The 23,680-nt window shown below is 71.4% G+C and carries 24 protein-coding genes and 1 tRNA gene; 14 read left to right on the forward strand and 11 right to left on the reverse strand.

Features of this window, described 5'->3' with window-relative positions; all coding sequences use genetic code 11:
• Window positions 1-160 precede the first annotated feature (160 nt).
• Complete coding sequence (locus tag MKK69_RS20755; RefSeq protein WP_243971006.1) at window positions 161-1,501, reverse strand: septal ring lytic transglycosylase RlpA family protein; 1,341 nt, start codon at window positions 1,499-1,501, stop codon at window positions 161-163.
• A gap of 990 nt (window positions 1,502-2,491) precedes the next feature.
• Here MKK69_RS20755 and MKK69_RS20760 point away from each other — a divergent pair.
• From MKK69_RS20760 to dxs, 6 genes are all read left to right on the forward strand, one after another.
• A complete protein-coding gene (locus MKK69_RS20760; protein WP_243971008.1) occupies window positions 2,492-4,636 on the forward strand; it encodes a sodium-translocating pyrophosphatase in 2,145 nt (714 codons plus the stop codon).
• A 106-nt stretch (window positions 4,637-4,742) separates the two neighbouring features.
• Complete coding sequence (locus tag MKK69_RS20765) at window positions 4,743-5,357, forward strand: DNA-3-methyladenine glycosylase I (RefSeq protein WP_243971043.1); 615 nt, start codon at window positions 4,743-4,745, stop codon at window positions 5,355-5,357.
• A 38-nt stretch (window positions 5,358-5,395) separates the two neighbouring features.
• Entirely contained in the window at window positions 5,396-5,956 is a 561-nt protein-coding gene (locus MKK69_RS20770; RefSeq protein ID WP_243971045.1) for an HD family hydrolase, read from the forward strand.
• Window positions 5,957-6,007: 51 nt separating this feature from the next.
• Window positions 6,008-6,520: a tyrosine phosphatase family protein gene (locus MKK69_RS20775; protein WP_243971010.1), complete on the forward strand. Its 513-nt coding sequence runs from the start codon at window positions 6,008-6,010 to the stop codon at window positions 6,518-6,520.
• A gap of 202 nt (window positions 6,521-6,722) precedes the next feature.
• On the forward strand, window positions 6,723-6,983 hold the full coding sequence (locus MKK69_RS20780) for an exodeoxyribonuclease VII small subunit (protein ID WP_243971012.1): 261 nt from the start codon (window positions 6,723-6,725) through the stop codon (window positions 6,981-6,983).
• 43 nt (window positions 6,984-7,026) lie between these two features.
• Window positions 7,027-9,021 carry a 1-deoxy-D-xylulose-5-phosphate synthase gene (dxs, locus tag MKK69_RS20785; RefSeq protein WP_243971014.1) on the forward strand — a complete coding sequence of 665 codons (1,995 nt, stop codon included), beginning with the start codon at window positions 7,027-7,029 and terminating at the stop codon, window positions 9,019-9,021.
• A 144-nt stretch (window positions 9,022-9,165) separates the two neighbouring features.
• On the opposite strand, the gene MKK69_RS20790 is transcribed toward dxs, so the two are convergent.
• Window positions 9,166-10,257: a tartrate dehydrogenase gene (locus MKK69_RS20790; protein WP_243971016.1), complete on the reverse strand. Its 1,092-nt coding sequence runs from the start codon at window positions 10,255-10,257 to the stop codon at window positions 9,166-9,168.
• A gap of 103 nt (window positions 10,258-10,360) precedes the next feature.
• Window positions 10,361-12,292, reverse strand: a complete 1,932-nt coding sequence (locus MKK69_RS20795; RefSeq protein ID WP_243971018.1) for a chloride channel protein — start codon at window positions 12,290-12,292, stop codon at window positions 10,361-10,363.
• A gap of 170 nt (window positions 12,293-12,462) precedes the next feature.
• Between MKK69_RS20795 and MKK69_RS20800 the strand changes: the two genes are divergently transcribed.
• The 5 genes from MKK69_RS20800 (at window position 12,463) to MKK69_RS20820 (ending at window position 14,716) form a co-directional block, all read left to right on the forward strand.
• Window positions 12,463-12,539: transfer RNA gene (locus tag MKK69_RS20800), tRNA-His, on the forward strand.
• A gap of 193 nt (window positions 12,540-12,732) precedes the next feature.
• Window positions 12,733-13,299, forward strand: a complete 567-nt coding sequence (hpt, locus tag MKK69_RS20805; RefSeq protein WP_243971020.1) for a hypoxanthine phosphoribosyltransferase — start codon at window positions 12,733-12,735, stop codon at window positions 13,297-13,299.
• A gap of 168 nt (window positions 13,300-13,467) precedes the next feature.
• Window positions 13,468-13,833 carry a response regulator gene (locus MKK69_RS20810; RefSeq protein WP_243971022.1) on the forward strand — a complete coding sequence of 122 codons (366 nt, stop codon included), beginning with the start codon at window positions 13,468-13,470 and terminating at the stop codon, window positions 13,831-13,833.
• A 113-nt stretch (window positions 13,834-13,946) separates the two neighbouring features.
• Window positions 13,947-14,264: a hypothetical protein gene (locus MKK69_RS20815; protein ID WP_243971024.1), complete on the forward strand. Its 318-nt coding sequence runs from the start codon at window positions 13,947-13,949 to the stop codon at window positions 14,262-14,264.
• Between the two features lie 83 nt (window positions 14,265-14,347).
• Complete coding sequence (locus tag MKK69_RS20820; RefSeq protein WP_243971026.1) at window positions 14,348-14,716, forward strand: hypothetical protein; 369 nt, start codon at window positions 14,348-14,350, stop codon at window positions 14,714-14,716.
• A 269-nt stretch (window positions 14,717-14,985) separates the two neighbouring features.
• On the opposite strand, the gene MKK69_RS20825 is transcribed toward MKK69_RS20820, so the two are convergent.
• Both MKK69_RS20825 and MKK69_RS20830 read right to left on the reverse strand, forming a co-directional pair.
• A complete protein-coding gene (locus MKK69_RS20825; RefSeq protein ID WP_243971028.1) occupies window positions 14,986-15,522 on the reverse strand; it encodes a hypothetical protein in 537 nt (178 codons plus the stop codon).
• A 49-nt stretch (window positions 15,523-15,571) separates the two neighbouring features.
• The gene (locus MKK69_RS20830; RefSeq protein ID WP_243971030.1) at window positions 15,572-16,582 is read right to left on the reverse strand and encodes a hypothetical protein; all 1,011 of its coding nucleotides are present in this window, start codon (window positions 16,580-16,582) and stop codon (window positions 15,572-15,574) included.
• 717 nt (window positions 16,583-17,299) lie between these two features.
• Between MKK69_RS20830 and MKK69_RS31390 the strand changes: the two genes are divergently transcribed.
• Window positions 17,300-17,929 (forward strand): lytic transglycosylase domain-containing protein, encoded by a 630-nt coding sequence (locus MKK69_RS31390; RefSeq protein WP_409564854.1) that lies wholly within the window; start codon window positions 17,300-17,302, stop codon window positions 17,927-17,929.
• 84 nt (window positions 17,930-18,013) lie between these two features.
• Here MKK69_RS31390 and MKK69_RS20840 read toward each other — a convergent pair whose 3' ends face one another.
• The 3 genes from MKK69_RS20840 to MKK69_RS20850 form a co-directional block, all read right to left on the reverse strand.
• Window positions 18,014-18,175 (reverse strand): YqaE/Pmp3 family membrane protein, encoded by a 162-nt coding sequence (locus tag MKK69_RS20840; protein ID WP_243971031.1) that lies wholly within the window; start codon window positions 18,173-18,175, stop codon window positions 18,014-18,016.
• Between the two features lie 293 nt (window positions 18,176-18,468).
• Entirely contained in the window at window positions 18,469-18,651 is a 183-nt protein-coding gene (locus MKK69_RS20845) for a hypothetical protein (RefSeq protein ID WP_243971033.1), read from the reverse strand.
• Between the two features lie 161 nt (window positions 18,652-18,812).
• Window positions 18,813-19,139: a hypothetical protein gene (locus MKK69_RS20850; RefSeq protein ID WP_243971035.1), complete on the reverse strand. Its 327-nt coding sequence runs from the start codon at window positions 19,137-19,139 to the stop codon at window positions 18,813-18,815.
• Between the two features lie 48 nt (window positions 19,140-19,187).
• On the opposite strand from MKK69_RS20850, the gene MKK69_RS20855 reads away from it, so the two are divergent.
• On the forward strand, window positions 19,188-19,352 hold the full coding sequence (locus tag MKK69_RS20855) for a YqaE/Pmp3 family membrane protein (protein ID WP_238249468.1): 165 nt from the start codon (window positions 19,188-19,190) through the stop codon (window positions 19,350-19,352).
• 129 nt (window positions 19,353-19,481) lie between these two features.
• Here the strand turns inward: MKK69_RS20855 and MKK69_RS20860 are convergent, their stop codons facing one another.
• Together MKK69_RS20860 and MKK69_RS20865 are read right to left on the reverse strand one after the other, a co-directional pair.
• Window positions 19,482-19,688: a hypothetical protein gene (locus MKK69_RS20860; protein WP_243971037.1), complete on the reverse strand. Its 207-nt coding sequence runs from the start codon at window positions 19,686-19,688 to the stop codon at window positions 19,482-19,484.
• A 115-nt stretch (window positions 19,689-19,803) separates the two neighbouring features.
• Window positions 19,804-22,236 carry a PAS domain-containing protein gene (locus MKK69_RS20865; RefSeq protein WP_409564855.1) on the reverse strand — a complete coding sequence of 811 codons (2,433 nt, stop codon included), beginning with the start codon at window positions 22,234-22,236 and terminating at the stop codon, window positions 19,804-19,806.
• Window positions 22,237-22,525: 289 nt separating this feature from the next.
• Between MKK69_RS20865 and MKK69_RS20875 the strand changes: the two genes are divergently transcribed.
• A complete protein-coding gene (locus MKK69_RS20875) occupies window positions 22,526-22,780 on the forward strand; it encodes a hypothetical protein (protein WP_243971039.1) in 255 nt (84 codons plus the stop codon).
• 152 nt (window positions 22,781-22,932) lie between these two features.
• Here MKK69_RS20875 and MKK69_RS20880 read toward each other — a convergent pair.
• Window positions 22,933-23,680, reverse strand: a 748-nt coding sequence (locus MKK69_RS20880; RefSeq protein ID WP_243971041.1) for a response regulator, incomplete at its 5' end; no start/stop codon positions are given.

Consider the following 23,680-nt stretch of genomic DNA (forward strand, 5'->3'; position numbering starts at 1 on the left):
GTCCCGCGCCTGTCGTCCGGCCGGAGGAGACCCCGGCCCTATCCCAATAACAAGCGTAACCATATTACGGTTTCGGCGCCGGATCGAATGCGAAATGTCTCATCGGCGGCCGGATCCGCCCCCGGGCTCCTCCCCCGGGCGGTCGGACGCCGCCGGGGCGTCAGTAGATCCCGGCCATCCGGGACGGCCGGGTTCCGGCGGCCGCCGTCCGGGTCGGTGCCGCGTTGGCCGGCGTGGCCTTGATCGCCGCCGCCTTGACGGCCGGGGCGGCCTGCGGGGCGGCCCCATGCACCGCCGTCCCGCGCGGCGCCGCGCCGGCCTTGACCGCCGCGTCCTTCACCATCGCGATCTTGACGGTCGTACCCCTGCCCGGCGCCGCCGCGGAGGCGAGGCGTGCCATGGCCTGCTTGGCCGGACCCGGCATCGCCGCCGGTGCCGCCTGGGCGAGCCGCGTCGGAACCGGGGCCCGGGCCGGGCCGGAGACCGCGGACGGCCGCCGGCCGGCCTCGGCCAGGGCGAGGCGGCCCGGTGCCGCGGCCTTCGGGGGGGCGCCATGCCCGGCCGCCTGCGGGGCGGCCTCGATGGCGGCCGGGTTGAGCCCCGCGACCTTCAGGTTCGCGCCTCTGGCGGCGATCGGGGCCGGGTGGAACTCCCGCACCCGCGGGGCCGTGGGCTGCACCGCCGCCGGGACCGTCACGGCGGCCGCGGCGAGCACGATCGGGGCCCGGACCGGCGCGGGCCGCGGCGCCGGAGACGCGGCGGGCTCCTCGGGCTCGGGGGCGGGCTTGAAGGCGAGGGGCGCGGGGGCGGAGCGTTCGTAGCGCTCCGGCTCCTCGGAGGGGCCGAGATCGGCCATCATCACGGCCGAGCGGCCGGCCGGGCGTCCGTCGGTGCGCAGGCTGGCCAGCAGCTTGCGGTCGTCGCTGCCGGCGACCGAGGCCTTGCCGACATACTCGACGCGGACATGCGCGGTGCCCTGGCGGTGGAAGCCCAGCGCGTCGGCGGCCTCCTCCGACACGTCCATGACCCGGCCCGCATGGTAGGGGCCGCGGTCGTTGACGCGCACCACCATCGAGGAGCCGTTGTCGAGGTTGGTCACCCGGGCGTAGCTGGGCAGCGGCAGGGTCGGGTGGGCGGCCGCGATCGAGTGGCGGTCGAACACCTCGCCGTTGGCGGTCATGCGCCCGTGGAAGGCGGAGCCGTACCAGGAGGCGAGGCCCTCGCGCACGTAGCCCTGCGGGTTCTCCTTGGGCACGTAGGTCTGGCCGGCGACCACGTAGGGCTTGCCGGTGTAGCGGCGGCCGCCGCCCTTCGGGATGACGTCGCCCTCGTTGTAGAGGCGCGGGCTCGCCTTGACCCCGTATTTCGGGTCGACCCCGTTGCCGGCTGCGAGCTTCTGCTGGGGCGCGGTGGCGCAATTGGCCGTGGCTAGGGCCACGCCCGAGACGGCCAGCAGCCGCAGGGCGACGCGCGCAGGCCGGGAAAGGGTCGTGCGCACCATCGTGGACTTCACCAAACTCTACGCGTGACCGGGGTCCGGACCGGACCGGACCCGGCCGCGCCAAGAGGGTCGCGACCGGGTCCACCCAGAATTGTAGCGATCGCGTAAAGGAAGCCTGAACGCTGCCGGCGGCGGGGGTTCGGGGGGGGGGGCGCGGCGGTGCCGAACGCTTCGCGCGCGATCTCAAGATCGACGGATAAGTCTTCATCTTAGAAGGAAAAAAATTGACACGGTGCAGCGCGCGTGCCTTCCGCATCTGCGGACATCTTTCCCCGCTGAGGCTATCGGATTCACACGTCCCGGTGTGGCACCAGCACTTGGAGAAAAGCGCGCCTTTCCCCGGCCCGCAGGGCTATGGTCGACACAGGTTTGAGCGGGCTCGCCTGTCCGCTTGAGGAGGCACGGGGGCCCTCTCGCGTGCCGGTCTGCGGAGTCACATAGCTGGCTCGGGGGCCATCGTTCGGTCTCTCGAAGGGGCGGTCCTGACTTCCCACGCGCCCTCCCTCCCCCCTCTGCGGGGGAGGGTGGCCCCTGCTTCAGCAGGGGTCGGGAGAGGGGAGCGCGGCTTCAGGAAATTGCGCGACCCGCATGACGGGCACGGCCCAATTCTGCACCGTCGCGCTGCCCCTCTCCCGACCCCCTTCGGGGGCCACCCTCCCCCGCAGAGGGGGGAGGGAGACGCGCTCGCACCCGAGCATTGCCCTCATCCGCCGCCCGCGGGGCCCGCATCCGATCACGGCCATCGGCTCGAAAACCGGCAGGATAATTCTCGATCGTCACCGCCTGCCTATCGCGCGGCGCGGCTTCCAGTTTTCGCGCTGCAACGAAGTGCAAGACAGCGTTTGCGCTCACCGGCGAAGTTTGGCAATCAAGGCATTGTTCTGGGAAGGAAAGCCCCAAAACCGCGCGCCACATCCCGTGACCGCTCTCAGCGGTCACGCTCGACACGCACAAGCCCCCGCCAGGCACGATAAGAACAAGGATGGTCGAATGATTCCCTTGATCCTCATCATCGTGGGCGGGCTCTGTGCCGTCGCCTACGGCATCGTCACGATCCTCGACGTGATGCGGCGCGACGCCGGTACCCAGCGCATGCAGGAGATCGCCGCCGCCATCGCGGAGGGCGCGCAGGCGTACCTGCGCCGGCAATACACGACCATCGGCCTGGTCGGTGTGGTCCTGTTCGTGCTGCTCGCGGTGTTCCTCGGGATCAAGGTCGCGGTGGGCTTCCTGATCGGCGCCGTGCTGTCCGGCGCGGCCGGCTTCATCGGCATGAACGTCTCGGTGCGGGCCAACGTGCGCACCGCCCAGGCCGCCGCGACCTCGCTCGGCGCCGGGCTCGACATGGCGTTCAAGTCCGGGGCGGTGACCGGCATGCTGGTGGCCGGGCTCGCGCTCCTGGGGGTGGCCCTCTACTACCTGTTCCTCACCCGCGGTGCCGGGCTCGACCCGTCGAGCCGCGAGGTGATCGACGCCCTGGTGGCGCTCGGCTTCGGCGCCTCGCTGATCTCGATCTTCGCCCGGCTCGGCGGCGGCATCTTCACCAAGGGCGCCGATGTCGGGGGCGACCTCGTCGGCAAGGTCGAGGCCGGGATCCCGGAGGACGACCCCCGCAACCCGGCCACGATCGCCGACAATGTCGGCGACAATGTCGGCGATTGCGCCGGCATGGCGGCCGACCTGTTCGAGACCTACGCGGTGACCGTCGTGGCCACCATGGTGCTGGCCGCGATCTTCTTCTCCGGACCCACCGGCAGCGGCCGGGCGGTGCTCGAGCCGATGATGCTCTACCCGCTGGCGATCGGCTCGGCCTGCATCCTCACCTCGATCGCCGGCACCTACGCGGTGCGGCTCGGGGCCAATCAGTCGATCATGGGGGCGCTCTACAAGGGCCTGATCACCGCGGGGCTGCTGTCGGTGGTGGCGATCGCCATCGTCAACCTGACCCTGCTCGGCGGCTTCTCGACGTCCTTCACCACCTCCACCGGGGTGACCTTCACGTCGGGCGGGCTGTTCGGCTGCGCGGTGATCGGGCTCGCCATCACGGCGCTGATCGTGGTGATCACCGAGTACTACACCGGCACCAACTTCCGCCCGGTGAAGTCCATCGCCGACGCCTCGGTCACCGGCCATGGCACCAACGTCATCCAGGGCCTGGCGATCTCCCTCGAATCGACGGCGCTCCCGGCCCTCGTGATCGTGGCCGGCATCATCGCGACCCACGCGCTCGCCGGCCTGTTCGGCATCGCCATCGCGGTCACCGCGATGCTGGCGCTCGCGGGCTTCATCGTGGCGCTCGATGCCTTCGGGCCGGTCACCGACAATGCCGGCGGCATCGCCGAGATGGCCGGCCTGCCCGCCGAGGTGCGCAAGTCCACGGACGCCCTGGACGCGGTCGGCAACACCACCAAGGCGGTGACCAAGGGCTACGCGATCGGTTCGGCCGGCCTCGGCGCCCTGGTGTTGTTTGCCGCCTACACGTCGGACCTGAATTACTTCATCGCCAATGCGAGCCCGACGCAGTACCGCTTCTTCCAGGGCGTCAGCGTCGATTTCTCCCTGTCCAACCCCTACGTGGTGGTCGGGCTGCTGCTCGGCGGCCTGATCCCGTTCCTGTTCGCCGGCATCGCCATGACGGCGGTCGGCCGGGCGGCGGCCGCGGTGGTCGAGGAGGTCCGGCGCCAGTTCCGGGAGAAGCCCGGGATCATGCAGGGCACCGACCGGCCGGATTATGGCCGGGCGGTCGACATGCTGACCCGGGCGGCGATCAAGGAGATGATCGTGCCCTCGCTGCTGCCGGTCCTGTCGCCGGTGGTGCTGTTCTTCGTGATCCAGCTGATCGCGGGCAAGAGCCAGGCCTTCGCCACGGTGGGGGCGAGCCTGCTCGGCGTCATCCTCACCGGGCTCTACGTGGCGATCTCGATGACCTCGGGCGGCGGCGCCTGGGACAACGCCAAGAAGTACATCGAGGACGGCCACCACGGCGGCAAGGGCTCCGACGCCCACAAGGCCGCGGTGACCGGCGACACGGTCGGCGACCCCTACAAGGACACGGCCGGCCCCGCCGTGAACCCGGCGATCAAGATCACCAACATCATCGCCCTGCTGCTGTTGGCGATGCTGGCGCATTATTGAGAGGCGGGAACCGCGCCGGGTCCGCTACCCGGCGCGATGCGCGTACGCCGGCACCCGCCCCGGTTCGGCGGTGGCGTTCCTCTCCTGTTCTCGCTACACCGGTCCGATGTCCGAGACCGGCCTGATCGCGCATCCCGATGGCTGCCCCCGCTGCTGGTGGGCGGGCCTCGACCCGCTCTACGTCGCCTATCACGACACCGAATGGGGCGTGCCCGAGCGCGACGGACGGGCGCTCTACGAGAAGCTGATCCTCGACGGCTTCCAGGCCGGCCTGTCCTGGATCACCATCCTGCGCCGCCGCGACGGCTTCCGCGACGCCTTCGCGGGCTTCGACCCGGAACGGATCGCCCGGTTCACGGAGGACGACGTGGCCCGTCTGATGGGGGATGCCCGCATCATCCGCAACCGCGCCAAGATCCTCGGGACGATCGCGGGGGCCCGGGCCTGGCTGCGGATCGAGGAGAGCGGCCCCGGCTTCTCCCGCTTCCTCTGGGACTTCGTCGACGGCCGCCCGGTCCAGGGCGCAGCCCGGAGCCGAGCCGAGATCGCCACCGAGACGCCGGTGTCGCGCGCCCTCGGCAAGGCCCTCAAGGCGGAGGGCTTCTCCTTCTGCGGCCCCACGATCGTGCACGCCTTCATGCAGGCGGTGGGCATGGTCAACGACCACCTCGTCGGCTGCCATCGGCACGGGCCCTGCGCCGGGCTCGGGCGGGCGCCGTGAGCCCGGCGCAGGACCCGCCGCCCCGGGCCTGGCAGCGGATGCTGTCCGGGCGGCGGCTCGACCTCCTCGATCCCGCGCCCCGGGACATCGAGATCGCCGACATCGCCCATGGGCTCGCCCGGGTCGCCCGCTGGAACGGCCAGACCCGCGGCCCGCACGTGTTCTCGGTGGCCCAGCACAGCCTGCTGGTCGAGGCGGTGGGCCGCCACCTCGCCCCGGGCTGCACCGATCCGGACAGCCTGGAACTGCTCCTGCACGACGCCCCGGAATACGTGGTCGGCGACATCATCTCCCCGCTGAAGGCCGCGATCGGCGACGCCTATCGCGGCGTTGAACTGCGCCTGCTCGACGCCATACGCCGCCGCTTCGACCTGCCGGCCCCGGCGCCCACCCTCGCCCGGCTGGTGAAGCGGGCCGACCGGGTCGCGGCCCATCTGGAGGCGGTCCGGCTCGCCGGTTTCGCCCCGGACGAGGCCGCGCTTCATTTCGGCCGGCCGGAAGAGTTGCCCGAGGCGGTCGTCGCCCTGGCTGAGCCCTGGCCCACCGCCGAGGCCGAGGCCCGATTCCGCGCGCGGTTCCAAACGCTCCGCCCGGGCTGACGGATCTCCGCCCTCGATCCGTCACGATCGCACGGCAGAGGCGCGCCCATCATGTCGACCCTCCATGTCTGCCCGCTCTCGCGCCTGCCCGAGACCGTCGCCGCCACCGGCGCGAGCCACGTGCTCACGCTCGTCAATGTCGGAACGCCCCTGGAGCGACCCGCTCTGATCGCGGCCGACAACCACGTGGTGATCGGGGTCAGCGATATCGCGGCCCCGCGGGAGGGCCACGTTTTGCCGGCTGAAGACCATGTCGCCGGCATCCTGGCCTTCGTCCGGGCCTGGCCCCGGGCGCAGCCGCTGGTCATCCATTGCTATGCCGGAATCAGCCGCTCGACCGCGGCGGCCTATATCGCGGCCTGCGCGCTGGCACCGGAGCGCGACGAGGGCGCGATCGCCGAGGCCCTTCGGGCGGCCTCCCCGTCCGCGACGCCCAACCCCCTGTTCGTGGCCATCGCCGACCGCATGCTCGGCCGCGCCGGCCGCATGGTGGCGGCGATCGAGCGGATCGGCCGCGGCGCGGACGCCTTTGAGGGCGTGCCGTTCTGCCTCACGCTCACGTGACCGGCCGCGCAGACAGACCCGGCGGCGGCCCCTGGACGACGGTGGGGCGGCGGTCTCGACCGGGGGGCGAGCGTGGCGGACAGTGTGGCGGAAACGTCGCCGCGCCGGGCCAAAACGGCTTTCGGCCGCCTTGCCCCCCGGTTGCCTGGGTTGTGGCGGTGGGGGCTGGCGCCGTAGAACCTGTCCAAAGGAAGTATCTGGGATGACCGTGAGCAGACCCGAGGCGGCCCCGGCCGCCGGCGACCTGCCCTTCGAGAAGGCGCTGGAACAGCTCGAGGAAATCGTGCGCCGGCTGGAGCGGGGCGACGTCCCGCTGGACGAGTCGGTGGCGATCTACGAGCGCGGCGAGGTGCTGAAGAAGCATTGCGAGGCGCTCCTGAAGCGGGCCGAGGCGCGGATCCAGCGGATCACCCACGGCTCCGACGGGCGGCCCGAGGGCGTCGCCCCGCTCGATATGTCCTGAGGCTCGGCGGTCCGACCGATCCCGTCCGTTAGAGGTTGATGCCGTGGCGATTACCCCCGAGCAGAGCGCACTTCTCGACCGTGTCCCGAATCCGGCGGCGTTGCGCCGTCTTCCGGAATCGGAGCTTGCGGCGGTGGCGGAGGCGGTGCGCGCCGAGATGATCGACGCGGTCTCGGTCACCGGCGGACACCTCGGCTCGGGGCTGGGCGTGGTCGAACTCACGGTCGCGCTGCACCACGTGTTCGACACCCCCGACGACCGGATCGTCTGGGATGTCGGCCACCAGTGCTACCCGCACAAGATCCTCACCGAGCGCCGCGACCGCATCCGGACGCTGCGCCAGGGCGGCGGCCTGTCGGGCTTCACCAAGCGCTCCGAGAGCGTCTACGACCCGTTCGGCGCCGCCCATTCCTCGACCTCGATCTCGGCGGCGCTCGGCATGGCGGTCGCCCGCGACCTCGACGCGGCCGCCGCCAAGGCCAAGGGCCGCGGCGTGACGCGCCGCAACGCCATCGCGGTGATCGGCGACGGCTCGATGTCGGCCGGCATGGCCTACGAGGCGATGAACAATGCCGGCGCCCTGCATTCGCGCCTGATCGTGATCCTCAACGACAACGACATGTCGATCGCCCCGCCGGTGGGCGCGATGTCGGGCTACCTCGCGCGGCTGGCCTCGGGGGGCACCTACCAGTCCCTGCGCGAGACCGCCAAGCAGCTCGGCAAGCTCCTGCCGAAGGCGCTCTACCAGCGCGCGGCCGCGGCCGAGGAATATGCCCGCTCCCTCGTGGTCGGCGGCGGCACGATGTTCGAGGAGATGGGTTTTCACTATGTCGGCCCGGTCGACGGGCACAACCTCGACCAGCTGCTGCCGGTCCTGAAGAACGTCCGCGACGCCGAGCACGGCCCGATCCTGCTCCACGTCGTCACCCGGAAGGGCAAGGGCTACGCCCCGGCCGAGGCCAGCGCCGACCGCTATCACGGGGTGGTCAAGTTCGACGTGGTCTCGGGCGTCCAGGCCAAGGCCAAGCCGAACGCCCCGGCCTACACCCGGGTGTTCGGCGAGAGCCTGATCAAGGCGGCCGACGCCGACGACCGGGTCGTGGCGATCACCGCGGCGATGCCCGGCGGCACCGGGATCGACCTGTTCGGGAAGGCGCACCCGGACAAGACCTTCGACGTCGGCATCGCCGAGCAGCACGCGGTGACCTTTGCCGGCGGCCTGGCCACCGAGGGCTACCGGCCGTTCGTGGCGATCTACTCGACCTTCCTGCAGCGGGCCTACGACCAAGTCGTGCACGACGTGGCTTTGCAGAACCTGCCCGTGCGGTTCTGCCTGGACCGGGCCGGGCTGGTCGGGGCGGACGGGGCGACCCATGCCGGGGCCTTCGACCTGGCGTATCTGTGCTGCCTGCCGAACATGACCGTGATGGCGGCCTCCGACGAGGCCGAGCTGGTCCACATGGTGGCGACCGCCCACGCGCACGATTCCGGCCCGATCGCCCTGCGCTACCCGCGCGGCGAGGGGGTCGGGGTCGAGCTGCCGGAGCGGGGCGAGGTGCTTCCGATCGGCCAGGGGCGCATGGTGCGGCGGGACGCGGAGGCGCGGGTGGCGATCCTCAGCCTGGGCACGCGCCTGTCCGAGGCGCTGAAGGCGGCGGACACGCTGTCGGATCAGGGCGTCGGGGTGAGCGTCGCGGATGCGCGCTTCGCCAAGCCGCTGGACGAGGCGCTGATCCTGGATCTGGCGCGGGACCACGAGGTGCTTCTGACGATCGAGGAGGGCTCGCGGGGCGGGTTCGGGGCGATGGTGCTGCATCTCCTCTCGGAGCGGGGCGCGCTCGATGCGGGCCGGGTCCGGGTGCGGACCCTGACGCTGCCGGACACCTATCAGGACCACGACAGCCCGGAGAAGATGTACGCCGAGGCCGGGCTCGACGCCGCCGCCATCGTCAGGATGGCGCTCGATACCCTGCCGGCGGCGGCCGGCAAGGCCGAGGCGGCCAGCAACGTGGTGAGCGTGCGCCGCCGCCCGGGTTGAGTTTTCGAACTCAGCGTCCATCCAGTCCAATTCCCTCATCCTGAGGCGGCGAAGCGCAGCGTAGCCCTCGAAGGAGCCCTCCAGCGGTCTCACGATTTCCGGAGGGCTCCTCAGGATGAGGAGAGTGGATGGGAAAAGCCGTCCCTACCCCAAAGCCTCGGCAACCGCCTTGCCGCAGGCCTGCGTGTCGGCATTGCCGCCGAGGTCGCGGGTGCGCAGCGTCCGCTCGGACAGGACCCGCTCGATCCCGCTGACGATCTCAGCCGCCGCCGCGTGCTCGCCGAGATGCTCCAGCATCATCGCCCCCGACCAGATCTGCCCGATCGGGTTGGCGATGCCCTGCCCGGCGATGTCGGGGGCCGAGCCGTGGACCGGCTCGAACACGGACGGGTGCACCCGCTCCGGGTTGATGTTGCCGGACGGCGCGATGCCGATCGTGCCCGTGCAGGCGGGCCCCAGATCCGACAGGATGTCGCCGAACAGGTTGGAGGCCACCACCACGTCGAACCGGTCCGGATTGAGCACGAAATGCGCGGTCAGGATGTCGATGTGGTACTGGTCCCACCGCACGTCCGGGTAGCCCTCGGCCATCGCCTTCACGCGCTCGTCCCAGTACGGCATCGTGATCGAGATGCCGTTCGACTTCGTGGCCGAGGTCAGGTGCTTCTTCGGGCGCTTCTGCGCGAGCTCGAAGGCGAATTTCAGGATCCGGTCGACCCCGTGCCGGGTCATGATCGTCTCCTGCAGGGCGAATTCCCGGTCGGTGCCGGCGAACATCCGCCCGCCCGCGTTCGAGTACTCGCCTTCGGTGTTCTCCCGGACCACCCAGAAGTCGATGTCGCCGGGCTTGCGGTCGGCGAGCGGGCACTTCACCCCCGGCATCAGCCGGACCGGGCGCAGGTTCGCGTACTGGTCGAACTCGCGCCGGAACAGGATCAGCGAGCCCCAGAGCGAGATGTGGTCGGGCACCCGCTCCGGCATGCCGACGGCGCCGAAATAGATCGCGTCGTGGGTCTCGATCTGCGCCTTCCAGTCCTCCGGCATCATCCGGCCGTGTTGTTCGTAGTAGTCGCAGCTCGCGAAATCGAACCAGTCGAGCTGGAGCGCGAAGCCGTGCCGCTTCGCGGCCTGCTCCAGCACGCGCACGCCCTCGGGCACCACCTCCTTGCCGATCCCGTCGCCCGGGATCACCGCGATGCGGTAGCGGCGCTGCTGGCTGGTCTCTGGACCGGGCATGAATCCTCCACGCGTTTCGGAAGAGCGGGCCTCGCTGAGCCCGGATCGTCGGCGTCAGGTGATTGGTCCGCGCCGGTATCCGGTCAACACCCCGGCCTGACAATCAGTCGATTTCCCCCGCCATGGCCCGGCGCTGGCGGTCGAGTTCCTCGCTGTAGCGCTTGAGCGTGTGGCTCTCGGTGAGCAGGCCCAGCACCCGGCGGGTCTCGGGCCCGTCGACCACCGCCAGCGCCTCGCTCTCGGTGCGGTCGAAGGCGGCGGCGGCGTCCTTGGCGTTCATGCCCGGGGTGAGGAAATCCGCGCCGTGCAGCAGGAGGTCGACCAGCACGGGCTGCGCCGCGGCATCGGCCTCCCGCGCGGCGGCATGCGCCTCGGGGACGTTCACGATCCCGGCATAGCGCCCGCGCCCGTCCACGGCGATCACCCGGGAGGGCGAGCCCAGGGGGTGGGCGCGCAGGAAAGTGGGCAGCGGCGTGTCCACCGCCACGGTGCCGGGATCGCGGCGCATCAGCCGGCCCACGGTCAGCGAGCGGATCCAGCCGACATCGTGGGGGCTGCGGATGCTCTCGCCGCGCAGGTGGAAGCGCCAGGTGGCGAAGGAGTAGCCGAAGGTCTTGCGCACGGTGAGCGAGGACGCGATCACCGCCGCCAGCACCAGCCCGGTGATCGGCAGGCTGCCGGTGATCTCCAGGGTCAGGAACGTCATGGTCAGCGGCCCGCCGATGACCGCCACCGCCAGCGCGCTCATGCCGATCACCGCGTAGGCGAGCGGCGTGAGTCCGAATCCCGCCAGCGGCGGCACGAGCGCGGGAGCCAGGGCGGCGAACAGCTTGCCCGCGATGGCCCCGAGCAACAGGGATGCGAAGAACAGGCCGCCCCGGAAGCCGGAGCCGATCGAGATCGCCGAGGCCACCGCCTTGGCGGCGAACAGCCCGGCCAGGGCCGCGATCCCGTGTCCCTGCCCCTCGGCGGCGAAGTGCAGGTGCAGGGCGCCGTGCCCGCCCGAGAGCACCTGCGGCGTCGCCAGCAGCGCCAGCGCCCCGACGCAGAGCCCGCCCAGGGCCGGCGCCGCCGCCCGCGGCACCCGCGAGGCCTGGACCAGCCGCTCCACCAGGGTGACCCCGCGCATGATCAGGATGCCGAGCCCCGCGCAGACCAGCCCCAGGGCGAGGCTCGGCAGGATCTCCATGCTGGTGACGTGCGAGGTGGTGATCGCCTGCACGTCGCCGAAATCGACCAGCGGCTGCGTCTCGATCAGCGACTGCGCGATCAGGTTGCCGCAGAGCGCCGCGACCACCACCGGGGTCAGCGTGGCGATGGAATAGGTGCCGATGATCAGCTCGAAGGCGTAGAAGGCCCCGGCCAGCGGCGCGCCGAAGCCCGCCGCGATCGCCCCCGCGGCCCCGCAGCCGACCAGGGTCCGCAGGTCGCTCCGGCGCACCTCGAAGGCGATCCCGAGCCGGGAGGCGAGGCCGGAGGCGAGCTGCGTGTAGCCGGCCTCCAGCCCCACCGAGGCGCCGCAGCCGTTCGAGATGACGTTCTGCAGGGCGAGGTAGAGGCTGTCGCGCAGGGACAGGCGGCCGCCGTGCAGGGCGTTCGCCTCGATCGGATCGATGGCGGGGCGCTTGCGCGGGCCGCGGATGAAGCCTGCCGCGACGATCACGAGCCCGAGCAGCCCGCCGCCCAGGCAGGGCCCGACGAGCAGGAGCACCGGCGAGACGGTGTCGGCCGCGCTGAGCCGCATCCCCGGCGGCAGGAGGAAGAGCAGCTCGCGCAGGCTCTGGGTGGCCCAGTTCATGCCCGAGACGGCCACCCCGGCGATGCAGCCCACCAGGGTCGCCAGCGCGATGAGGCCGCCCTCGCTCCGGCGGACGAGGCTGCGCAGCTGCCCCGGCGCTTGGACGATGCCGGCGCCGGTCCAGCGGCGACGGCGGCGTCCCTGCGGCCCGGCCGCATTCCGGGCCGGCGCGTCCGCCGACCGGTCCGCGGGGGCCTGGTTCCCGCCCTTGGCCGCCGCTGGCTGTCGCGCGCTCACGGTCCGTCCGTTCACCCCGGTCCGCCCCGGCCGCCGCATCACGGCTCGGCCTTGCGGCCTCACTTAGGGGCCGAACCCGGCCTGCGTCCACCGATCCGGGGCGCCGACCCGCACAACCCCGCGCACATCGCTTGAAAACCGCCGCGGCCCACGATACACCGCCCGCCAGTGCCGCCGTAGCTCAGTTGGTTAGAGCACCAGATTGTGGATCTGGGGGTCCCCCGTTCGAGCCGGGGCGGTGGTACCATCCATTCAGCTCGACAGCGCAAGGGGTTGGCGGATCGCCGGCCCCTTTTGCTTGTGCGGAGGCGGTCGGTTCGGTGACGCTGCGGCGGCGCCGTCGTGCATCCGCGGTTTCCCCCGCGATCCGGGGAGGCTAAGACCGGTGCCGAGCGCGGCGGCGGGTCCCGTCCCGCGGCCGGACTTCCGGGACACGTGAGATGAGCATCCCTGAACGGCGCGTCCGAACCCTGTTCGACGAGGCCGCCATCGCCAAGCGCAACGACGAGCTCGCCCGGGAGATCCTGGGGGCGCGGCCGGAGAATCTCCTGGTCGTGGCCGTGCTCAAGGGCAGCTTCATGTTCGCCGCCGACCTGCTGCGGGCGCTCCACCGGGTCGGGCTCGCGCCGCAGGTCGAGTTCGTCCACCTGTCGAGCTACCGCACCGGGACGGTCTCCAGCGGGCAGGTCGAGATCCTGCGGGACGTGCAGAGCGAAGTGCGCGGGCGGGACGTGCTGCTCGTCGACGACATCCTGGAATCCGGCCGGACCGTCGTCTTCGCCAAGGACCTGCTGATGGCGCGCGGCGCCCGGCGGGTGCTGACCGCGGTGCTGCTGGAGAAGCCCGGCAAGCGCGCCGTGACCATCGACGCCGATTTCGTCGGGTTCACCTGCCCCGACGTGTTCGTCGTCGGCTACGGGATGGACGCGGCCCACGCCTTCCGGCAGCTGCCCTTCGTCGGCGTGGTCGACTTCGGCAGCGGGGATCCGGATCTGTTCGATCCGTAGCCGGACATCCGTCCGGCGCGGCATTTTCGCCGCGGGCCGCGACGATCCGGCGGTTTTGACCGCGCCCCATCTTGACATGGTGCGGATCGGTCTGCGTCTGTCGTGCGTCGGAGGGTCTGACGTCGTCACGGCGGGAGGCTCGCGGGGCGGGGACGTTTACGGGACCACATGGCGCGCATCCTCCTGGTGGATGACGAAGAGACCGTCCGGGGCTTCCTCAAGCGAGGTCTCGAGATCGACGGGCATGCGGTCGTCACCGCCAACGACGGGAGCGACGGGCTCGACCGCCTCAACGAGGCCCATGGCGGCTTCGATCTGATGCTCACCGACATCCGCATGCCGCTCATGGATGGCATCGCCCTGGCGCTGGCGGCCAAGCGCGACTTCCCGGACCTGACCATCCTGCTGATGACCGGCTTCGCGGACCAGCGCGAGCGGGCGCGTGGACTCGATGCCATCGTCACCGACGTGCTGACGAAGCCCTTCTCGCTGGCGGACCTGCGGGCGACGGTGAGGCGGGCGCTGGCCGCCTGACCCCTGGCGGACGCGCGGTCGGCGTTCAGGCAACCTTAAACATTCGCCTTAGGCCAAGCTTCACGAAGGCATGGCACCGTGTCTGACCGGATCAGACCGAGGCCAGACTTGCCATGTACCGCCGGGATCGGGACATCGACGCGGATCGCCACGGATGGGATCCGGAGGATGCGGGCTGGGACGCGGAGGACGACGCGCCGCCCCGCGCGCGCCGCGGCGTCTTCGGGCGTCTGTTCGCCTGCGTGAAGTTCGGCCTGCTGGCGCTGCCGGTGGCGCTGTTCCTCTACGGCAGCTACGCCGATTGCAGCGGGCCCCCGGCGGCGGGCTGGCTCGGGCTCCTCGGGAGCGGCGCCTGCGCCCGGCACGCGATGTTCGGCAGCGTCACGTCCGTGCAGGACAATTTCGCGCTCCTGAAGCGGATCACCGAATGAGCCGCCCGGGCCCTCGGCGCCCGGCATCCGGGACGAGGCCCGAATCCCCTCCGATCCGCACCTGACGACCCCGCGAGCGCGCCATGTCCAGCCGCCCCCTCCTCCCCGCAGCCGGCGACACCCCCGACAGGCTCGAGGAAGCCCAGTTCCGCGCCCGCATGGCGCGGGTCGGACCCGATCCGTCCCGTCGGCGGGGGTCCCGCCGCCGCCCAGGCCAGGGCGGCTTTCGGCTCGGCTGGAAGGGCTGGCTCGGCGTCGACAGCGTGGTGGTGCTCCTCGTGGTGGCGGGGGTGATGGCCTGGCCGCCGGTCCTGTCCTGCCGGCATCAGGAGCAGACGATCGGGTTCTATACCGGCGATTCCATCGGCCGGTGCATCCGGCGGGGCATCGCCGACCGCCTCGACAGGGCCGACCAGCGCCTCAAGAGCCTGATGCGCGGCTCAGGTCACTGAGGCGACGGGGCCGGACGCGGCCGCCCACGGGTCGGGCGGCGGCCGGCGCGACAGGGGGCCGCCGCACCGGGACCGAGGATCGGCAAGCCGAGCCGTGGTTTCGTGCGGTCCGAGACCCTTCGCGGACGCAGGGCGCATGCCCTGCGAAAGCCTCGGGGCTCTGCCCCGGGACCCCGCCAAAGGGATGATCCCTTTGGGATCTACGGGATCGGGTCGGCATGCGATCCCGCGCAGCGACCTCGACCGGGTATCGGAGCCGGGGCGATGCTCTAGCGGCCGAGCGCCGTCCACTGCGTGAGGACAGCCTCATCGGCCGGCATATAGGCGTCGACGATCGCGCCCTTGCGGCTCACGACGCAGATCATCGCCGCCTCGCGCACCTCGTACATCATCGGCCGCTCGTAGGTGATGCGGAACAGCACCGGCGCGAAGTAGTCGCCCTTCTTGTCGGTCCGGTCCGCCCCCACCGAGACCGCCTCGACCTGCTTCGCCCCGGCCTTGGTGGCCTCGCTCATCACGGTGCTGCGGCAGGTCTCGACCGTGCGGTTGCGGCCCGGAACCTCGGCGAGCGGCTGGCCGATGGTCTGCAGGGCCGCGGAGGTGCCCTTCACCAGACCGGTGCCGGGGACCATCGACAGGATGGTCTGCTCGCCGGCCGCGGTCGAGGCCGGCCCGATCGGTGCGATCTGCCAGGGCATCTGCCACGTGGCGGCCGAGCTGTCCGGCGGGGCAGCCGCCTCCTGGGCCAGGGCGGGCCCGACCAGGGCGGACACGAGGGTAGCGCAGCAGATCGAACGACGGAACATCACGGCTCTCCTTCTTCGCGGGGGGTGAACGGGGGGCCGCGGCATGGATCTAATCCGACGGCGCAAGGGCGGGTGGCAGCGTCCACACGGCGGACGGCGCGGGCGCGGTCGCCGGGGCGGCGGAGCGACCGCGGTGGATCGTGGCGTAGGCGACCGCGCCGGCATCGATCCGCGCACGGAGCGCGCGCGGCGCGCCCGTGATGCTCGCCGTCTGCTCGGCGTCGCGGTACGGCACCCGGGCCCGCGCGGCCGCCACCGCCGCGGCACGCGGCCGTCTGAGCGACCGCGCGTGGCGGGCGGGTCCGGGGTTCAGGATCGGCGCGACCACGCCCCCGGCTTCGCGCGGCGGCGTGATCGGGATCGTTCGATCCACTACCGGCTGCGCCGGATCCGGGCCGAGTGTCGCCACGCGTCCGAGCGGGGGTGCGGCGGCGACCGTCGGCGCGGGACGAACAACGACCTCGGTCGGAGGCCGCGCCTGGGCCGGCCCGGGCGGCAGGATCGGCGTGGGCGTCGGATCCGCCGGCCGGGTTCGCGTCGTCCCCGTCTCGGCGCGACCCTGGAGCGGTTGCGGCGCGTCCGGTTCGAGGGTCGCGACCGCGGAGGGCGGGACCGCCCTGGCGATGTCCCGGAATCCGGTGCGTTCCGTCCAGGCGGGCGGCTGTTCCTGCGTCAGACGCGCCGCATCGAGGGGTGCGCGGCCGATCAGCGGCTGGCGCGGATTGGCCCGCGGCGGCAGGGATGCGGGCGGCTCCGCCGCATCCGCGGGGTTCGGATCCAGGAAGGTGCGGGGCCCCTCCGCGGACGGGGGAGCCTCCGGATCGTCCCCGGCCGATGGGCCCCGTGCCAGGTGCGGGACCTCGACCCACGACGGAAAGACGGCCGGCTGCGGCGACTCGGCGGGCATGACCGAGGCCGTGCGGCGCGACGACATCGGTGGGATCCAGCCGTTGCGCGGCCCCAGCCAGGCCGCGCCCGAGGCGAGCAACGCCAGGGTCGACAGGCAGGAGATCGAGATCGTGGCCCAGGACGACAGGTGATCGTCGCGCCGGACGACCATGAGGTGTCTCGGCACGCCGACGGGCTGCAGGTCCCCCACCGTAGCTGGGCAACGACGTACCATATCCTGGAAACTGCGTTGGGGGACAAACAGTTCAAGGCGGCGGTGATTAAGGTTTGGCCACGCGCGAATACCGATCGGGCCGCGCCGACGCGGCTTGGTGCTTCGGACGTTTCAGATCCTTCGCACCGACAGGCCCTCGCGGTGCCCGAGCATGTTCCGATCGCGCATCCCCGCCGCCGCCATACCGATCGAGGACCCTCGCCCCCCGGCACTGTCCGCGCGAATACACGCGATGTCCGCGGGATCACGTTCGCCCGCTCGCTGCCTGGGTCGGACGCCGGGATGCCGCGCCGGGGATGCCGCAGGGCGCGGGTAGCAAAGGCCTCGCTGCCACGTCACCACAATCAACAGGATTGGAACCTCGGTCCGGCGCCGATTACCGTTCTCCGGATCTGCTGTGGTAGATAAAGCTGAAGATCCACCGGTCTTCAGGATGGCTGCATGCCGACGGCAGCCCGAACCGCGCGCGCCAAGGCGAGGATGCAGGCTCCGAGATCGATCGCTCAGCCTCGGTTCCGGGCGCAAATCCCGGGCGGCGACCCCAACGGGCTCGTCGGGCCGCGTCCCCGAACCGCCGCCCGAACCGTCGTTTTTTCAGTGGCGGCACTGCTGGGAGCCGGGCTGACGGTCCCTCCTCCCCGACCGGAGGCAGGTGTGGTCGCGCCGGTCGCGGCCCTGGTGTTGCCGGCACCGCGGCCGCCCTGTTTCGTCGTGATCATGTCGCTCGACGGCGTGACCGCCGATTTCATTCGGATCCGCATGCGGGCCGACACCGCAGCGGCCGCGATCCCGCAGGTCGATGACGCGCTACAAGATACGTGGCTGAACGCCTTCTATGGCGATAAACAGCGCCTGAGGGCGTTCATCGGGCAGGCGGCCGATGCCAGCGGCCTGCCGGTCGACTTCTTCCTCCGGCTCCTCGAGCAGGAGAGCGGGCTCGATCACCGCGCGGTCAGCCGCGCGGGGGCTCAGGGCGTCGCGCAATTCATGCCCGCGACCGCGGCCGAGCGGGGCCTGACCGACCCCTTCGACCCCTTCGAAGCGATACCCAAGGCGGCGGCGTTCCTGCGCGAACAGCGCGCGGCGTTCGGCAGCCTCGGCCTGGCGGCGGCCGCCTACAATGCCGGACCCCAGCGCGTGAGGAACTGGCTCGCCGGACGGGCGCCGCTGCCCAAGGAGACACGCGCCTACGTGGCGACGATCACGGGACGATCCGCGGACTCCTGGCGGCAGGGGGATGACACGTTCGCCCTCGCCGAGCCGTCGATCCGGGACGGCTGGTGATCGCGGCCGGAGGGCCCGACCTCCGCCGCCGGCCCGCTCCGGGCGGATGGGCGGGAGACGTCGGGTCCCCGCAGCGCGCGCCCGTCAGGCGGCTTCCCGGCGCGTGACGACCAGGGCCCAGATGGTCGCGGGGATCCAGCCGATGAGCGTCAGGTGGAGGATGATGCAGAGAATGCCTTGGATCACCTTCCCGCGCAGGAACATGGCGAGCCAGGGCGCGAGGAAGCAGATGATGATCATGATCATGGGTCGGACAGCTCCTTGACCACCGACATAGGCACCCGCCGCAATTCAGGTAGCCCTCCGCCTCCAGCCGTCCTGTGAGGCGTGCCGCGGCGCGCGTCCGCGTTGGTCCGGCTCCATCCCGGCATCGCATGGCCTGCGCCGCATGTCCGCGAGTAGAGACACAGACCCTGAGCCGGCGACGGTCGCATCGAGCCGCTGATGCCTGCCGCGCGTCCCCGCGGGCCAAAATGCGCCTGGCCGGCGCGGCGGCAACGCCGCATCAGGACATGCGGCGGGAGATGCTGAGACTACGCTCAGGCGGTGAACACCTGCACGAGCGCACCGAGACCACCCAGGGCCGCAGCGCTGACGCCGCTCACGAAGGCGACGTCCCAGCCCGCGATGCGGGAGGAGACCGGGGCGTACCGGTAAGCCGAGACCGTCGTCGCGACGCCGACCGACGCGACAGCGAGGGCAATAGCCATCAGGATAGTCATCTTGGTGATCCTCGTCCGCCAGCGGCAGGACTGACCAACCATCGCGCGGATCAGTACAACGGATCGGAGACGCGAAATATCCGCGTGCGACAAGGGCGATCCCCGGCAGGCGCGGCCGAGCCGTATCCGCGCCGGACTTCCGGTTGCGCGTCGTCGTCGCGTCAGGATGCCAGTGCGAAGTCCGCGCCCGCGAAACCGAGGCCGGCCAGGAACAGGCTTCCGCCGATCACTTCGAGGATCGCGCGGTAGCGCGGCGACCACAGGGAACCGGCAGCCATGCCGGCGCCGGCCATGACACAGAACACCCCGAGCGCCATCATGATGGCCTCCGCACCGAACCAGGACGGGAAGTCTACCGCGGCGAAGCGCGACGGTTCCAACCCGTCGAAGCTGTCGACAGGATATTTGGCGCGCCCGTCGCGGGCGGACCCGCACGCGCGATCAGGGATCGCGCGATGCGGCCGCGATGACGTGAGGGGCGGGAACATCTAGGCGGTGTGACGGTTCGTCAGCGTCGCTGGAGACCCGATACCGCCATGGTCATGATCATCATCTGCATCCTCGCGCCATGGCTCGCCATGTTCCTGCGCGGGAAGGTCCTCCAGGGGATCCTGTGCATCCTCCTCCACATCACGCTGATCGGCTGGATCCCGGCCACGATCTGGGCCCTGGTGGTCACCCGGCGCGAGAGCGCGGCCTGACGGACCGCCGCGGATCACGACCGGCGGAACGAAGGGCACCCTGCGGGCCCGTCGCTGGACAGGAGGCGAGCCCGCTTCGCGACAGCGAACGGGCGATGCCCGGGGTCGAGGACGGGAGCCGCGCGCGCCTCAGTGCGTGATCATCAGCGCGATCGCCACGATCCCGCAGATGCCGGCGATCGCAGCACTGGCCTGGCCGATGGCGACGGTGAGGGCCTCGGCCCGGTCCGGTGCCGCGTTGTCGTTGGCCGCGCGGTCCCGAGCCCCCCGCGGCCGGACCCACCGGTCGAGGCCGGCATCGTATCGGCCCTGTGCCTGCTTGGGGGCCGCGCGCATCGCCGGGTCTCCATGGTCCGCGTCTGGATGAAACGGCGGCGCCGGAGATCGGATCCCGGCCCGCCCCCGAACGCCGTGGATGACCCCTCCCCTGCGCCCCGAAAGACACAGGCGCCTACGGCCGGCGTGCCTGCTCCTTGTCGGCCTCGATGATCTCGCGGATCCGGGTGGCCATCGCCTCCATGGCGAACGGCTTGGTCAGCACGGCCATGCCGGGCCCGAGCTGGCCGGGCCCGAGGACGGCGTTCTCGGCGTAGCCGGTGATGAACAGCACCCTGAGGTCTGGCCGGGTCTCGCGCCCGGCATCGGCCATCTGGCGGCCGTTCATCCCGCCGGGCAGGCCGACATCGGTCACCAGCAGATCGATGCGCACGTCCGATCGCAGGACCTTCAGCCCGGCCGCGCTGTCGGCCGCCTCGATCGCCGTGTAGCCGAGCTCGTCCAAAATATCGGTGAGCAGCATGCGCACGGTCGGCTCGTCATCGACGACCAGGACCGTCTCCCCCTGCTCGGAGCGCGGGAACTTCGGCGGCGTCGCGGCGGCGCGCGGACCGGGCACCGCGCCGTGGTAGCGCGGCAGGTAGAGGCACACGGTCGTGCCGTGACCGACTTCGGAATAGATGCGGACCTGACCGCCCGATTGCTGCGCGAAGCCGTAGATCATCGACAGGCCGAGGCCGGTGCCCTGCCCCAGCGGCTTGGTGGTGAAGAACGGCTCGAACACGCGGCCGATCACCTCCGGAGGCATGCCGGTCCCGGTGTCGGTCACGCACAGGGCGAGGTACTGCCCCTCGGGCACGTCGTGCTGCCGGGCGGCCGGTCCGTCCATCCACTTGTTGGAGGTCTCGACCGTGATGTGTCCGCCCTCCGGCATGGCGTCGCGGGCGTTGATGCACAGGTTCAGCAGCGCGTTCTCGAGCTGCGACGGATCGACCAGCGCCGGCCAGACGCTCGCCGCGCCGACGACCTGGAGGGCGATCGACGGACCGACGGTGCGCTGAATCATGTCCTGCATGTCCAGCACCAGCCGGTTCACGTCCGTCGGCCGCGGATCGAGGGTCTGGCGGCGCGAGAACGCCAGCAGGCGATGGGTCAGGGCCGCGGCCCGCTTGGCCGCGCCCTGGGCGGCCGCCATGTAGCGCTCGACGTCCTTGAACCGCCCCTGCTGCATGCGGGCCTGCATCAGTTCCAGCGATCCCGAGATGCCGGCGAGCAGGTTGTTGAAATCGTGCGCGAGGCCGCCGGTGAGCTGGCCGACCGCCTCCATCTTCTGCGACTGGCGCAGGGCGTCCTGGGTCTCGGCCAGTTCGGCCGCGGCGCGCAGCCGATCGGAGATGTCCTTGGCGAAGTGGAACGCGCCGATCACCGCGCCCTCGGCGTCGCGCAGGGGCGCGTAGGAGACTTCCCAGACCGGCTTGGCGAGGTTCGGGTCCCCGAACGCCTCCGTCACGGTGTAGCATTCCCCGGCCAGGGCCCGGTCCATGAGCGCGCGCATGACCGGGGCCTGGTCGGACGGGAACAGGTCCGGAAAGACCTCTCCGAGCGCCACGCGGTGGCCGAAGATCCGGAAGAACGCGTCGCTATGCGCCGGGTTGAACGCGATCAGCCGGTAGCCCGTATCGAACGCGCAGATCGGGGCGGCGCTCGACTGGACGATGTCGCCGTAGAGGCGCATCTGCGCCGTCCGGTCGGCGACCTGCGTCTGCAGGGACAGGGTGCGGTCGCGCGCGGCAAGTTCGCTCCGCTTGCGGTGGGTGATGTCGGTGGCGGCCCCGTACCATTCGGTGATCGCCTGCTGCCCGTCGAACACGGGTACGGCGCGCGACATGATCCAGCCGGTCGTCCCGTCGGCGGCAAGGACCTGATGCTCGAGGCTGAACGGAGACTGTGTCTCGATCGCGCGCCGGATCTCGGCGGAGACGGCCGCGCGCGCCTGGGGCGGGATGTAGTCCGCGAGCCAGTGCGGGTTGTCCTGCGTCGTATCGGCGAGGACGTCGCCGCCGACGAGCTGGAACATGCTGCCCCAGTCGGCGCTCATCCGGTAGCGGACCTCGGAGGACGAGCGCAGCAGCGCGTCGAGCATCTGCTCGCGCTTGTGAAGCGCGGCGTTGAGGTCGCGCAGGCGCTCGCGCTCCAGCGTGACGTCGAACTGCGATGCGAAGAAGTAGGTGAGCGCCCCGTCCGCGTCGAAGACCGGGGAGACCAGCAGGCGATTCCAGAACCGCTCGCCGCTCTTCTTATAGTTGAGAAGATCGATCTCGATCGCCTCGCGCCCTGCGATCGCCGCACGGATCCTGTCGACGTCGTCGCGATCGGTCTCCGGTCCCTGCAGGAACCGGCAGTTGCGCCCCAGAATCTCGTCCCGGCCGTAGCCGGTCAGCCTGCTGAAGGCGGCGTTGACGAAGACGATCGGGTTGTCGGGCTGATGCGGGTCCGTGATCAGCATCGGCATCCGTGTCGCCCGCACGGCGGCGGAAAACGGATCGTGGCTGCGGTCGGACCGGTGGATTTCCGCGTCGATGCGGTCGTGTTCGAAACGATCGGGCAATGGAGGCGTCGGCTCGCTCGCGACCTCTGGGGCGTGGCGTGCCGGCCGCGGGACGCCGCGATAGCATGCGCGGCCGCGGGTCTGGGTGATCGAACCTGCGACCAAGCGTCCGAACGGGTCCTGCCTGCACCGGACTTTGGTCCAACGGGGGCCTCCGGGGGCGGCTCAGGCGGGTGATGCGCCGGCGGCCGACCCGATTCCGCGCGGAGCCCCGTTCCCGCATCCTGATCCGGAACGGGATGCGGGTGCGCCACGTTTCTGGGCAACATCCAATCCCAGGAGCGACCCCATGCGTATGTTGACCGCTGTTTCACTTCTCGCTCTGACGGCCCTGGCGGGCGTCGGCCAGGCCGAAGCCAAGGGCTGCCTGAAGGGCGCCGTCGTCGGCGGCCTGGCCGGGCACATGGTCGGGCACGGGGTGGCGGGCGCCGCTGCCGGCTGCGCGATCGGCCATCACCGCGCCAACCGCGCGACGACCACGGACGGGACCGTGCCCACCTCCACCGGGACCGCGCCCACGACGACCAACACGCGCTCGTACTGATCGCGCCGACGCCGAATCCCGGCGCGGAGGGGCCCCGGTCGACGACCGGGGCCTTTTTCATGGTCTGCTGCGCCCGCGATGCCGATCGGCCGGTGACGGGCTGACCGGACGGGCTTCGAGGCAGCCGCCCGGCCCCGCTGTCGGACGGCGGCTCAGGCGCCGCGACCGCGGTCCGAGACCAGCCGCAGGCCGGGGGCGAATTGCGCCGCGAGGGCGGCGGCGACCTTGCGTTCGAGCTCGCCGTTGCGGAACGGCTTCTGCACGATCCCGTCCGACCCGACGGTCCCCGCCTTCATCAGGATGGCGGTGTCGGCGAAGCCGGTGACGAACAGGATCAGGAGCGACGGCCAGCGCTTGCGGATCTCGACCGCGGCCTCGGCGCCGTTCATCCCCGGCATGGCGAAGTCGAGCACGACGAGGTCGACGCACGGATCCGCCTCCAGGGCGGCCAGCCCCTGAAGGCCCGAGGACGCCTCGCGCACGGCGTACCCGGCCTCCCCCAGCCGCGTCGCGGTGACCTCCCGGACATTGCCGTCGTCGTCGATCACGAGGATGACCGGCATGCTCCCGGGCGGGTGCGCGAGGGCGCAGTCGATGGGCGCCATCGCGGTCGGCCTGTCGGCCTCGCCGGTTGCGACGCGGGGCAGGTACACCTTGATCGAGGTGCCCTCGCCGAGGACCGTATCGATGCGGATGCCGCCGCCGGACTGCTTCACGAAGCCGAACACCTGGGCGAGGCCGAGGCCCGACCCCTTGCCGACCTCCTTGGTGGTGAAGAACGGTTCGAACACCCGCGCTAGCACCGCCGGCGCCATGCCGGTGCCGGTGTCGCTCACCGAGACCATGACGTACTCGCCGGGCTGCGGCTGCTCGGGCCGGCTCGGCGGCCCCGTGACGGTG

Origin of the sequence: Methylobacterium sp. J-026 (genome assembly GCF_022829585.1) — a bacterium.
Classification (GTDB): domain Bacteria; phylum Pseudomonadota; class Alphaproteobacteria; order Rhizobiales; family Beijerinckiaceae; genus Methylobacterium.